The 12,496-nt window shown below is 71.3% G+C and carries 10 protein-coding genes; 4 read left to right on the forward strand and 6 right to left on the reverse strand.

What is annotated here, in order from left to right:
* Positions 1 to 3: 3 nt before the first annotated feature.
* A complete protein-coding gene (gene corA, locus ACZ63I_RS08045) occupies positions 4 to 1,086 on the reverse strand; it encodes a magnesium/cobalt transporter CorA (RefSeq protein ID WP_469337048.1) in 1,083 nt (360 codons plus the stop codon).
* Positions 1,087 to 1,230: 144 nt separating this feature from the next.
* Here corA and ACZ63I_RS08050 point away from each other — a divergent pair, with 144 nt between their 5' ends.
* Complete coding sequence (locus ACZ63I_RS08050; RefSeq protein ID WP_469336492.1) at positions 1,231 to 2,112, forward strand: YhjD/YihY/BrkB family envelope integrity protein; 882 nt, start codon at positions 1,231 to 1,233, stop codon at positions 2,110 to 2,112.
* 106 nt (positions 2,113 to 2,218) lie between these two features.
* On the opposite strand, the gene ACZ63I_RS08055 is transcribed toward ACZ63I_RS08050, so the two are convergent.
* Both ACZ63I_RS08055 and ACZ63I_RS08060 read right to left on the reverse strand, forming a co-directional pair.
* Positions 2,219 to 2,941: a chitinase gene (locus ACZ63I_RS08055; protein WP_469336494.1), complete on the reverse strand. Its 723-nt coding sequence runs from the start codon at positions 2,939 to 2,941 to the stop codon at positions 2,219 to 2,221.
* A 17-nt stretch (positions 2,942 to 2,958) separates the two neighbouring features.
* Positions 2,959 to 3,477 carry a lytic polysaccharide monooxygenase auxiliary activity family 9 protein gene (locus tag ACZ63I_RS08060; protein ID WP_469336496.1) on the reverse strand — a complete coding sequence of 173 codons (519 nt, stop codon included), beginning with the start codon at positions 3,475 to 3,477 and terminating at the stop codon, positions 2,959 to 2,961.
* Between the two features lie 327 nt (positions 3,478 to 3,804).
* Here ACZ63I_RS08060 and ACZ63I_RS08065 point away from each other — a divergent pair, with 327 nt between their 5' ends.
* The gene (locus ACZ63I_RS08065; RefSeq protein WP_469336498.1) at positions 3,805 to 4,995 is read left to right on the forward strand and encodes an MFS transporter; all 1,191 of its coding nucleotides are present in this window, start codon (positions 3,805 to 3,807) and stop codon (positions 4,993 to 4,995) included.
* Positions 4,996 to 5,244: 249 nt separating this feature from the next.
* Here ACZ63I_RS08065 and ACZ63I_RS08070 read toward each other — a convergent pair whose 3' ends face one another.
* From ACZ63I_RS08070 to ACZ63I_RS08080, 3 genes are all read right to left on the reverse strand, one after another.
* A complete protein-coding gene (locus ACZ63I_RS08070) occupies positions 5,245 to 6,294 on the reverse strand; it encodes a glutathione S-transferase family protein (protein ID WP_469336500.1) in 1,050 nt (349 codons plus the stop codon).
* A 2-nt stretch (positions 6,295 to 6,296) separates the two neighbouring features.
* A complete protein-coding gene (locus tag ACZ63I_RS08075; protein WP_469336501.1) occupies positions 6,297 to 7,772 on the reverse strand; it encodes an MFS transporter in 1,476 nt (491 codons plus the stop codon).
* Positions 7,773 to 7,884: 112 nt separating this feature from the next.
* Positions 7,885 to 9,993, reverse strand: coding sequence for an amylo-alpha-1,6-glucosidase (locus ACZ63I_RS08080; protein WP_469336503.1), 2,109 nt, complete (start codon positions 9,991 to 9,993; stop codon positions 7,885 to 7,887).
* A 146-nt stretch (positions 9,994 to 10,139) separates the two neighbouring features.
* Between ACZ63I_RS08080 and ACZ63I_RS08085 the strand changes: the two genes are divergently transcribed.
* Both ACZ63I_RS08085 and ACZ63I_RS08090 read left to right on the forward strand, forming a co-directional pair.
* Positions 10,140 to 11,201: a LacI family DNA-binding transcriptional regulator gene (locus tag ACZ63I_RS08085; RefSeq protein ID WP_469336505.1), complete on the forward strand. Its 1,062-nt coding sequence runs from the start codon at positions 10,140 to 10,142 to the stop codon at positions 11,199 to 11,201.
* 46 nt (positions 11,202 to 11,247) lie between these two features.
* Positions 11,248 to 12,492, forward strand: coding sequence for a sugar ABC transporter substrate-binding protein (locus tag ACZ63I_RS08090; RefSeq protein WP_469336507.1), 1,245 nt, complete (start codon positions 11,248 to 11,250; stop codon positions 12,490 to 12,492).
* Positions 12,493 to 12,496 lie beyond the last annotated feature (4 nt).

Below are 12,496 nucleotides of genomic sequence, written 5' to 3' on the forward strand. Positions count from 1 at the left end.
GGCCTAGAGCCAGCCGTTGCGGCGGAACGTGCGGTGGATGCCGAAGCAGGCGACGACGATCACTGCCATGACCAGCGGGTAGCCGTACTGCCAGCGCAGCTCCGGCATGTGCTCGAAGTTCATCCCGTAGACGCCGCACACCATGGTGGGGACGGCGATCACGGCGGCCCAGGCGGTGATCTTGCGCATGTCCTCGTTCTGCGCGACGGTCACCTGCGCCAGATACGCCTGGAGGATCGAGTCCAGCAGGTTGTCGAAGGCGGCTATCTGCTCGGTGACCCTGGCCAGATGGTCGACGACGTCCCTGAAGTACTTCTGTATCTCGGGGCCTATCAGGCCGTCCGGCTGGGTGGCGAGCTTCTGCAGCGGCCGGTCCAGCGGCGCGACCGCCCGCTTCAGCTCAAGCAGTTCCCGCTTGAGCTGGTATATCCGGCCGGCGTCGGCGCGCGCCGCCTGCCCGGAGAAGACCTCGGTCTCGACGTCGTCGATGTCGTCCTGGATCGCTTCGGCGACGGCGAGGTAGTCGTCCACCATGTGGTCGGCTATGGCGTGCAGCACGGCGGCCGGGCCCTTGGCGAGCTGTTCGGGGTTGGCCTCCAGGGCTTCGCGCAGCGGACCGAGCGACCCGTGCCTGCCGTGCCGGACGGTGACCACGAACTGCGGCCCGGTGAAGACCATCAGCTCGCCGGTGTCCACCACCTCGCTGGTGGCGGTCAGTTGCTCGTGCTCCACATAGCTGACCGTCTTGAAGACGGCGAACAGGGTCTCGTCGTACCGCTGGGCCTTCGGCCGCTGATGCGAGGTGACGGCGTCCTCGACGGCGAGCCGGTGCAGGTCGAACAGCTCGGCCACGCCGGAGAACTCCTCCCAGGTCGGTTCGTGCAGCCCGATCCACACAAAACCGCCGCCCGACCTGCGGACCTTGCGCAGCGCCTCGTCAGCCGGGCAGTCGCCGGACTGCCGCACCCCGTCCTGGTAGACCACACAGTGCACCACCGCGCTGCCCAGCGGTGATCTGGCCGGATGGCTCAGGTCCACGGTGCGCCGGTAGGCCCTGCCCATGGTGCGGCGCAGGTTGCGGATCATCGACACGCTCATGCCTCCTTCGGCTGATCGGCCGCCAGTGTGGCACGCCGGGGCGAAGGGCCCGTGGCGAGGCGGAACGCCCCGCACCGGCAGGCGTATCTTGGGGCAACCCGTGCCGTGTCCTTGAGGGGTAGTCGACAACACATGACCCGGAAGCAGCCCAGCGAGACGAACCGCCCCGGCCGGATCCGCCGTCTGTGGGGCGAGGCGGTCGCGTACACGGAGCTGGTCTGGCGGCTCGGCCGCGAGACGGAGCTGATGCACCGGGCCATGGGGTTCGCGGCGCTCGGCTTCCTGACCCTCGTCCCGCTGCTGATCCTGGTCGCGGCGGCCGACCCGGCGAGCGGTGAGGGGTTCGCCAAGTGGCTGGGGCAGGGGCTCGGGGTCTCGGCCGACTCCCAGCAGGAGATCCAGGAGCTGTTCGGCAGACCCGGCCAGGCGTTGCAGCGTACGACGGCGTTCGGGCTCGCGGCGCTCGCGGTCTTCGGGCTGACCTTCGGGTCGGCCGTGCAGACCGGCTACGAGCGGGTGTGGGAGCTGTCGACCGCGCGGTGGCACACGATGTGGCGCCATGTGGTCTGGCTGGCCGTGCTGGTGGTGTTCCTGGTCATCTTCGTCAACACGCCGGTGACGTCGCGGTCCACGCTGGAGCTGGTCTTCGGCACGATCGGCGATGTGATCGGCACGTTCCTGTTCTTCTGGTGGTCGCAGCGGCTGCTGCTGGCGGGGCGGGTCCGCTGGCAGGCGCTGTTCCCCGGCGCCGTCGCCACGGCGGTGGGGCTGCTCGGGCTGCGGGCCTTCTCGGCGATCGTCTTCTCGCCGCTGATCGCGTCGAGCGCCGTCACGTACGGCCCCTTCGGCACCGTCCTGGTGATCCAGTCGTGGCTCGTCGGGGTGGGGTTCGTGGTGTACGGGGGCGCACTGGTGGGGCGGCTGTACTACCAGCGGCAGATCGAGTACCGGCTGCGGCACGCGCCTGCCGGGGAGGATCAGGCGGACGGCGGCCCTGCGGAGCCCCGGCTCTGACGCACGGAAGGACGGCGGCACACGAAAGGGCAGCACACGGAAGGGCAGCACACGGAAGGGCGGCGCCGCCGGCCTCCCGGCCGATGGCGCCGCCCTGTGCGAACCGTCAGCAGCTCAGATTGCCGCCGGGGTCGACGCCGAGGATCTGCGCGAAGTTCGTGTAGCTGTCGATACGGCTCTGCACCTGGGCGGGGTTGCCGCCGTTGCATTCGATGCTGCCGTTGATGGACCGGATGGTCTCACCGAATCCGGCGCCGTTGACGATCGCGTTGTGCGGGGTCATCGTGCCGGGGCCGCTCTGGGTGTTCCAGTACCAGAGCCCGGTCTTCCAGGCCACGGACGCGTCGTTCTGCACCAGGTCGGGGTTGTTGAGCAGATCGATGCCCAGCGCGTCCCCCGCCGCCTTGTAGTTGAAGTTCCAGCTCAACTGGATCGGCCCGCGGCCGTAGTACTTGTCGGTGCCCGCGGGGCAGCCGTAGGACTGGCTGGTGTCGCAGTAGTGCGGGTAGTTGGCGGTGTTCTGCTCGACCACGTAGACGAGGCCGCCCGTCTCGTGGCTGACGTTGGCGAGGAAGGCGGCGGCCTCCTGCTTGCGTACGGTGTCGCTGCCGGTGCCGGTGAAGCCGGGATAGGCGCCCAGCGCCGCCGTCAGACCGCTGTACGTGTAGAACGAGTTGCGGCCGGGGAACATCTGGTTGAACTGGGCCTCGCTGACGATGAAGTCGTCGGCCTGGGCCGCCTGCACGGTGGTCGCGGGGCCGAAGGTCAGTACCGCGAGTGTGGCGGCCGATGCCGTCGCTGTCAGCAGCCCGATGATGCGGTTGCGCATGTGACTCACTCCCTCTCTCAGCCGCCGACGTTGACGTCGATGCAGGCGTAGAACGCGTTCACCGTGTCCGCGATGTTCCACACCGCGAGGACCTTCTGCTTCCCGGTCAGCGAACCGAAGTTCACCTGGTGGGTGACGGTGGCACCGGGCTTGGCCCCGTTGTCGTTGAACTCCGCGATCTCCTGGCCGCCGACGAAGTACTGCCAGGTGCTCGTGGAGTGCTGCGCCGTCAGGGTCCACTTGAACTCGGTGGTCTGCTGGACGGGGGTGACCGTCCAGCCCTTGGCGTCGTCGTCGAGGTCGGCGAACCGCTCGTTGCCGCCGCTGCAACTGGTCAGCCCCTTGGGGCCTTCCACGCTCTGCGGTTCGTAGGTGATGTCCCCGCAGCTCACGGTGCCCGCGGCGCACTGGGCCTGCCGGCTGGGGGGCGAGGAGATGTAGCCGTGGGCACTCGCGGAACTCGCCGGCAGACTCAGGGCGAGGACCGGTGCCAGGACCGCGCCTGCGGCAGCGGCCAGCTTCCTTTTCCGGTGCATGCGTACTCCTTCACATCAGGTCTTCCCGCGCGGGCTCGGGTCCGTGGGGGGATCCGGGTCCTGCGGGCCGGCCTCTCAGGTGTGGGGCCAAGAGGCGCGAAGGGGCAGTGGCGAAGACCGCTTCGGCGGCGGCCGTCGGCCGGTGCTTCCGCAAATATCTCCACCACTTGGCCTAGACCATACAGGTCGTCGTGTTCGCGTCAAGGGCGTGCGCGGAGGGCGCGGGTGAGGGCCCGGTGAGGGCTTGTCAGCTCCGATCCGCTCCCGCCGCCGGGCCGTCCGTGCCGGTGCGGGTGGGGTGGGCCGCGGGCTCGTACTGTGGTGGGCATGATCGATCGCAATGCCCGGCGTCCGCGCCTCGGCTACCCGGTGGCGGCGGCGGTCTTCGCCATCGGCATGCTCGGCACGACGCTGCCCACCCCGCTCTACGGCCTCTACCGGCAGGAACTCGGCTTCTCCGAGCTGATCGTGACGGTCGTCTTCGCCGTGTACGCGGTCGGCGTCATCGCCGTCCTGCTGCTCGCCGGCAACTACTCGGACGTGGTGGGCCGGCGGCCCGTCCTGCTGGTGGCGCTCGGACTCTCGGCGGCGAGCGCGCTGTGCTTCCTCTTCGAGGGCGGTCTCGCGGTGCTGTTCGTCGGGCGGCTGCTGTCGGGGTTCGCCGCCGGGCTGTTCAGCGGCGCGGCGACGGCCACCGTGCTGGACCTGGCGGGGCCCGACCAGAAGGTCAGGGCGGGCCTCGCCGCGACGGCGGCCAACATGGGCGGGCTCGGCTGCGGACCGCTGCTCGCCGGGCTGCTCGCCCAGTACGCGCCGTCGCCGCTCAGTCTGCCGTTCATCGTGGACCTCGGCCTGGTCGCCGTCGCCGCCGTACTGACCTGGCTGCTGCCCGAGCCGGTCGAGGCGCCGCGATGGGCGCCGCTCAGTCCGCAGGGGGTGCGGGTGCCGCCGGAGGTGCGCGGGGTGTTCGCGCCGTCCGGGCTGGCCGTCTTCGCCGGGTTCGCGCTGCTGGGTCTGTTCACCGCCGTGGCTCCGAGCTTTGTCGCGGAGACCCTGGACGTGCACAACCTGGCCGTCTCCGGGGCGATCGTCTTCTCGGTGTTCCTCGCCTCCACCGTCGGCCAGTCGCTGATGGGGCGGGTCGGCGTGCGCAGGGCGCTGCCCGGGGGCAGCTTCGTCCTGGTGGTGGGGCTCGCCCTGGTCGGGGCCTCGCTCGCGGCCGAGTCGCTGCCGCTGCTGGTCGTGGGCGCGATCCTGGCCGGACTCGGCCAGGGGCTCGCCTTCCGGGCCGGTGTCACCGCCGTCGGCGGCGCGGCGCCGCCCGCCCACCGGGCCGGCACGATCTCCGCCTTCTTCGTCGTCGCCTACGTCGGCATCTCACTGCCGGTCGTCGGCGTCGGAGCGCTGACCGTCGCCCTCGGACTGCGCACCGCGGGGCTGGTGTTCACCGGCTGCGTGCTGGTCCTCGCACTCTGCGCGGGGCTGTATCTGAGCCGCAGGCCGGTACCGGAGAGCTGAGCGAGCGCGTGCGTGCCGGCCCCCGCGCGCCGGACGAGACTTCGCGGACACGGCCTAGGGCCTGTCTGACACATAGCGCCGTCCGCCCTTAGGGCGGGGCTTGCGGCGTCTGGTGCGTGCGATCGCAAGGCGGAGGGTCGTCCTCGTACTGGACATACGCCGACGAGCCCGCCGAGCCCGCCGAGCCCGACAACGCGGCGAGCGTGCGTGCCAGGCGTCGCAAGCCGGGCGGGATGTGTCAGCCAGGCCCTAGGCGCGGCCGATCGGCGGGACCCGTTCGCCCGCCGGTACCGGGCCCGGTGGGGTGCCGTCGCCGAAGGGGCGGCCGCCCAGCCGCTCGCGGTGGTGCGGGGTCAGCCAGCCCGCCGGGTCGGGGCCGATCGCCACGATGCCGGTGGGGTTGATGCCGGTGTGCACCCGGTAGTAGTGCTGCTTGATGTGGTCGAAGTCGACCGTGTCCCCGAAGCCCGGGGTCTGGAACAGGTCCCTGGCGTACGCCCACAGCACCGGGTCCTCGGCCAGTTTCGCCATGTTGCATTTGAAGTGGCCGTGGTAGACCGCGTCGAAGCGCACCAGGGTGGTGAACAGCCTGATGTCCGCCTCGGTGATGGTGTCGCCCACCAGATAGCGCCGGTCGGCGAGGCGCCGCGACACCTGGCCGAGCCGGGTGAACACACCGCGGCACGCCTCCTCGTACTCCCGCTGGTTGGTCGCGAACCCGGCGCGGTACACCCCGTTGTTGACGTCCTGGTAGACGCCCTCCATCACCTCGTCGATCTCCTCGCGCAGCGCCCGCGGATACAGGTCCGGTGCGCCCGGCCGGTGCAGCGCCGTCCACTCGGTCGCGAGGTCCAGGGTGAGCTGCTGGTAGTCGTTGGTGACCAGTTGCCCCGTGGGGACGTCCACGACGGCGGGCACGCTGACGCCGCCGGGGTAGTCCGTCTCCCGCGCGTCGTACGCCTCGCTCAGGTAGCGGATGCCGAGCACCGGGTCCCGGCCGCCCGGGTCCAGGGTGAAGCGCCAACTGCGGGCGTCCTGGAGGGGGTCGGTCACGGCGAGCGACAGGGCGTCCTCAAGTCCGAGCAGCCGGCGCGAGATCACCGCGCGGCTCGCCCAGGGGCAGGCGCGGCTGACCACCAGCCGGTAGCGGCCGGCCTCCACCGGCCGGCCGCCCCGTCCGTCGGCGGTGATCCGGTCGGCGAAGTGGCTCCTGGACCGCTTGAACGGTTTGCTGCCCAGTGCGGAGTTGCCGTCCTCGCGGTCCGGCTGGGGGCCTCCGGTCGTGTGCGATTCGCTCATCGTCACTCTCCTTTCCGCTGCCTCGTCCGGTCCCGGCGCCCCGCGATCAGATCGGCCAGCGCGATGAGCAGGGCCACCACCACGAACCCCACGGAGACGACGAGTCCGTGGTCGAAGGCGCTGTTCCAGTCGCCGGGGCCGATCCGGGCGAAGAAGACCGAGCCTACGGCGGCGATGCCGATGGCGGATCCGACACGCTGTCCTGTCTGGAGGGTGCCGCCCGCACTGCCCGCCCTGGCCACCGGCACCTGGGAGAGGGTCAGGGTCTGGTTGGGCGCGATGACCAGACCGCTGCCGAGGCCGGCGAGCAGCAGCGGGGCCGCCATCGCCCAGCCCACGCCGCGGCCGGGCACCTGGTGGACGGCGATCGCCGTGCCGGCGAGGCCGATGACCACCATCGTCAGTCCGATGGCCACCAGCGGCCGGCCGAACCGGTCGACCAGCCTGCCGCCGATCCCCGCCGAGGCGCCGGACCCCAGGGCGAAGGGGGTGATGGCGATGCCCGCGAGGAGCGCCGAGTAGTGCAGCCCGCTCTGCAGATAGAGCGTGCTGATGAAGAAGATCGAGGTGAATCCGGCGAAGTACAGCAGGATCAGCAGACAGCCCAGCCAGTACGAACGGACCTGGAACAGGGCCAGGTCGATGACGGGCTGGACACCGCCCTTCGGGCAGCGGGCCTCCCACCGGACGAACGCGAACAGCAGCGCGGCGGCGGCGATCAGCAGCAGATACTTCTCGTCGCCCGGCCACTGCTGCGCCTGGACGAAGGGCAGCAGCAGCGCCAGCACACCGGCGCCGAGCAGCAGGATGCCGAGCGGGTCGAGGTCGCGGGCCCTGACCCGGCCCGCCGAAGGGGTGTCCGGCAGCAGCCGCCTGGCCAGCATCAGGCAGACAGCGCCCAGCGGCAGGTTGACGAAGAACACCCACCGCCAGCCCTCCTGGGGACCGGCCGCCTGGATGAGCAGCCCGCCGAGCAGCGGCCCCACCGCCGTCGAGATGCCGACGACCGTACCGAAGGCGCCGAACGCCTTGCCGCGCTCACGGCCCGAGAACATCTGCTGGATCAGCGCGGAGATCTGCGGCGAGATCAGTCCGCCGGCCGCGCCCTGGATCAGCCGGGCGACGACCAGCCACAGACTGGTCTGGGCGGCTCCGCAGGCCGCCGACGCCAGGGTGAACAGCGTCAGCCCCACCATGAAGACGGCGCGCCTGCCCCGGGCGTCGCCGAGCCGGCCCGCCGGGATGAGGAAGAGCCCGAAGGACAGCGCGTAACCCGACAGCACCCACTGGAGGTCGGACTCCGGCGTGTGCAGCCCCTCCTTGATGGAGGGCAGGGCCACATTGACGATGGAGACGTCGAGCAGGGTCATGAAGCCGGCGACCAGGCACACGGCCAGCGCCTTCCAGCGCCGCGGGTCGGGCCCGTCCGCCGTGTCCTGCTCCGCCGGGGCTCCGTCGGACTGCGCGGCCACAGGCATCCTCACTTCTCGGTGCGGGTTCCGGCCACCGCCCCGGGGCCGGAACACGTCGGCAAGATCGCAGTTCCGTATGCCCCGGAGCGCCCCCGCCGAAAACCACCGCCGCCATGGCTCAGCCCCTGATCAGCGTCGTGCCCGCCGGAAGACCCGTCACCTCGGCGGCGCCGTCGGAGCTGACGCTGATGTCCAGCCGGTGGCCCGCCAGGTCGAGGCCCGTGACCGTGAGCGGCCGGTACGCCTCGGTGAAGGAGGGCGCCAGGGTGAGGGTGGAGCCCGGCACGTCCGCCGAGAGTCCGAGCACCGATTGGAGGACCAGCACGGACGAGGCGGCGGCCCACGCCTGGGGGCGGCAGGACGCCGGATAGGGCGCGGGGCGTGCGGCGTTCGCAGCGCCGTGTCCGGCGAACAGCTCGGGCAGCCGGGCGTCGAAGGCCGCGGAGGCGGTCAGCAGCCCGGCGGCCAGCGGCGCAGCCTCGTCGGCGAAGCCGGCCCTGACCAGGCCGTGGACGGCGATGGCCGTGTCGTGCGGCCAGATGGACCCGATGTGGTAGCCGTACGGGTTGTAGCCGACCGACGCGCTGCTGAGGGTGCGCAGGCCGTGTCCCGAGTCCAGGTCGGGCGCGCTGATCCGGGCGGCGAGCAGGGCGCTCTCGTCCCGGTCGAGCAGGCCGGTGCCCAGCAGATGGCCGAAGCCGGAGGTGACCGAGTCGACGGGGCGCTTGTCCCGGTCGAGCGCGACGGCCGGGTAGCGGCCGTGCTCGTCCTCCACCCAGAAGTGGGCGCGGAAGCGCTCGCGCAGCCGGTCGGCCCACTCCTCCCAGCGGTCGGCGCCCGGCCTGCCGAAGGCGCGCAGCAGGGCGGCGCCGCCCCGGGCGGCCTCGTACGCGTACGCCTGGACCTCGCAGAGCGCGATGGGCGGCGCCGCGAGGCGGCCGTCGCGGTACCGGATGCCGTCGCTCGAGTCCTTCCAGCCCTGGTTGGCGAGGCCGCGGCCGGTCTCGTCGATGTACTCGAGGAAGCCGTCGCCGTCGGCGTCGGCATGGTCCCGCATCCAGGCGAGGGCCGACTCGGCGTGCGGCAGGAGCTGTTCGACCTCTTCGGGCGCGAGGCCCCAGCGCCAGGCGTCGTGCAGCAGGGTGACCCAGAGCGGGGTGGCGTCGACGGTGCCGTAGTACGAGGCGGGCAGGCCGAAGGAGTCGTGGAACGTCTGGTCGCTCCTGCGCACCTCGTGCAGGATCTTGCCGGGCTGCTCCTGGGTGTCGCGGTCGGACCTGGCGCCCTGGCGGCGGGCGAGGGTGCGCAGGGTGCCGGCGGCGAGCGAGGTGCCGAGCGGCAGCAGCATCCGGGCCGCCCACAGCGCGTCGCGGCCGAAGAGGGTGAGGAACCAGGGGGCGCCCGCGGCGAGGAACTGGTCGGCCGGGGCCTCGGGGTCGGTGAGGCGCAGCCGGTCGAGGTCGGCGGCGGACTGGCTCAGCCAGTGGTCGAAGCGGTGGTCGGCGCTGGCCAGCCGGGGGGTGCGCCAGGGCACACTGCCGGCGGTGGGGGCGGGGAACTGGTCGCCGGTGTCGTGCGCAGCCGAGCAGTCCAGTACGGCTGTCCAGACGGCGCCGGGCGCCAGCTCGACGTCGTAGCGCAGCCGGCCGGCCGGCGCGTCGATCTCGGGCGCAGCCGTGCTGGTGAGGCGGACGGCGAACGCGTCCTGCTCCCAGGCGAGTCCGCCGTCGGCGGCGGTGGCGGCGACGGGCGGGGTGGGCCGGCCGGTCTTGACGCGCTCCATGGGGGCGAGGTCGGTCGTCGCCGTGACGACGAGCCCGACCCGGACGTGCTGCCCGCCGGCGTTGGTGAGTTCGAGGGTCTCGGTCAACTGCCCCGGGGCGACCTGCCTGGTGCGGCGCAGGGTGACGGCGGGGTCGGGGGTGACTTCGCCGAGGCCGCGCAGCACACCGCGGAAGGTGGCGCTGTCCGCTCCGTCGAGGGCGCCGCTCACCGGGGCGAGCGCGATGCCGTCGGCCGCGACGGTCAGCCGGGCCAGCGCTCTGCTGTCCGCGTGGTAGAAGCCGTCGGCGCCGCCGCTGAGTTGGCCGTCGGGACGCGATATCGCGAAGCTCGGCGCGTACAGCGTCACCACGGCGTCGTGCAGGAAGGGCTGGAGTCCTGCCACCTGAGAACCGTCCCCGTCGGTGAAGTCTTTTGTGTCGTGGGTCTTGACAGTGGTGTCCAACAGAGCAGAACCTCTCAGTCATTGGAGCGTTCCAAAAACTCTAACGACGACATCGGGGCGTTGACAACGGTTTTTGGAACGCTCCAACCAACTGATTCGCTTTCGCTACGTGTTCTTGTCTCTTCCTACCAGCTCCGGAGACCACTATGGCCCGCTCTGCCAGCAACCCGCCTGCCAAGGCGGGTCCGGTGACGCTCGCCATGGTCGCGAAGCGGGCCGGCGTCTCGCCGCAAACCGTCTCCAACGCCCTCAACTCGCCTGACTTACTGCGCCCCGAGACGCTGGAGCGGGTGCTGCGCACCATCGAGGAGATGGGGTACCGGCCGCACCGGGCCGCCCAGACGCTGCGTACCCGCTCCAGCAAACTGATCGGTTACGCGATACGGCCGGCCCCCGGTCTCTCCGCCCCGGTCATGGACCGCTTCCTGCACGCGCTGTCGCAGACGGCCGACGCCGCCGGCTACCGGATCCTGCTGTTCGCCTGGCCCGCCGACGACGAGGGCGGCGGCCTGGCCGGCTACGAGGAACTCATCGACCAGCACAGCGTGGACGGTTTCGTGCTGAGCGGCACCGACAGGGGCGACCGCAGACAGGCGTGGCTGGAGAAGCGCGACGTGCCGTTCGTGGGTTTCGGCCGGATGTGGTCGGGCCGCCAGGTCGGCGACTGGGTCGATGTCGACGGCGCTTCGGGCACGGACGCCGCTGTCGAGCATTTGGTGGGCCTCGGCCACCGCCGTATCGCCTTCCTCGGCTGGCCGCGCGGGTCCGGTGTCGGTGACGACCGCGCCGACGGCTGGCAGCGCGCCATGCGGCGGCACGGTCTTCCCGTGCGCGGCAGGCGCGCGCAGAGCGTGGACGACATAGCGTCGGCGCAGGCCGTCGCTGGACCGCTGATCGACGGCGGTGCGACGGCCGTGGTGGCGGCCAGCGACATGCTGGCGCTGGGCTGCTACCACGCGCTGCGCGAGCGGAACGCCGTGCCGGGCAGGGACGTCGCGCTCGTCGGCTTCGACGACTCCCCCACCGCGGCGCTGATCTCGCCCGGTCTGTCCACGCTCGCCCAGCCGACCGAGGCGGTCGGCCGCGAGTGCGTCCGGCTGCTGCTGGCGCGGATGGCGTCGCCGCACCGGGATCCCGAACGCGTCCTGCTCGAACCCTCGCTCGTCGTCCGCGACAGCACACCCCCGTACCCGCCCCCCGCCACCTGAGTCCGTCCAACCGAGTCCGTACGTCACGTCATTACTGGAGGAATTCATGGTCACCCGCACGGCTGCCGCCGCCTTCGTCGCATGCGCGGCGCTGCTGGCAGCCACCGGCTGCTCGTCCGGCTTCGACAGTGGGAAGGAGCCGTCCCAGGAGAAGAGCGGTCCGCAGCACCTGTCGGTGCTGATCGCCACCTCGGGCGACGCCGAGACCGCCGCGGTCAAGGCGGCAGCCGCCGCCTACGCGAAGAAGTCCGGCAACACGGTCACGGTCGAGGCCGCCAAGGACATGAACCAGCAGCTCGGGCAGGCGTTCGCCGGCAACAAGCCGCCGGACGTCTTCTATGTCAACTCCGACCAGTTCGCCAACTACGCCAAGGGCGGCTCGCTCTACCCGTACGGCGCGCAGATCCCGGACGCCGACGACTTCTCGCCGCAGCTCCGCGAGTCCTTCAGCTACGACGGCAAGCTGGTCTGCCTGCCCAAGGACACCTCGACGCTGGGTCTCGTCGTCAACACCGACCTGTGGGCGAAGGCCGGGCTGACGGAGAAGGACTACCCGACGACGTGGGAGCAGCTCAAGACCGTCGCGGGCAAGCTCACCGGCAAGGGCGTCACCGGCCTGGTCACCAGTGACGAGTACCAGCGGCTCGGGGTCTTCCTGAAGCAGGCCGGCGGCTGGGTCACCGACTCCGGGCAGACGAAGATGACGGCCGACACCCCGGAGAACGCCGAGGGCCTCGGCTACGTCCAGTCGCTGCTCAAGTCCGGTTCCATGAAGTACGCCAAGGACGTCGACACCAGTTGGGGCGGCGAGGCGCTCGGCAAGGGCAAGGCCGCGATGACCGTCGAGGGCAACTGGCTGGACGGCGGCATGAAGCTCGACTACCCGGACGTGAAGTACAAGGTGCTGCAACTGCCCGCGGGCCCGAAGGGCAAGGGCACCCTGGCGTTCAGCAACTGCTGGGGCGTCGCGGCCGACAGCGCGCACCGCGCGGCAAGCGTCGACCTGGTCAAGTACCTCAGCTCGGGCGACCAGCAGCTCGCCTTCGCCAAGGCGTTCGGTGTGATGCCGTCGCGTGCGAGCGCGCTGAAGACGTACGCCCAGCAGTACCCGGCCGCCAAGGCGTGGGTGGACGGCAGCGCCTACGCGCAGGGCCCGGTGACGATCGCCGGGTTCGACAAGGTGCTGAGCCAGTTCAACACCGAACTGCAGTCGCTGCGCACGACGGACCCGAAGAAGATCCTCGGTGATCTGCAGCGCAACGGCGAAGCGGCGATAGCGAAGGGCAACTGAGCCC

The sequence above is a fragment of the Streptomyces sp. NPDC087906 genome (genome assembly GCF_055584925.1).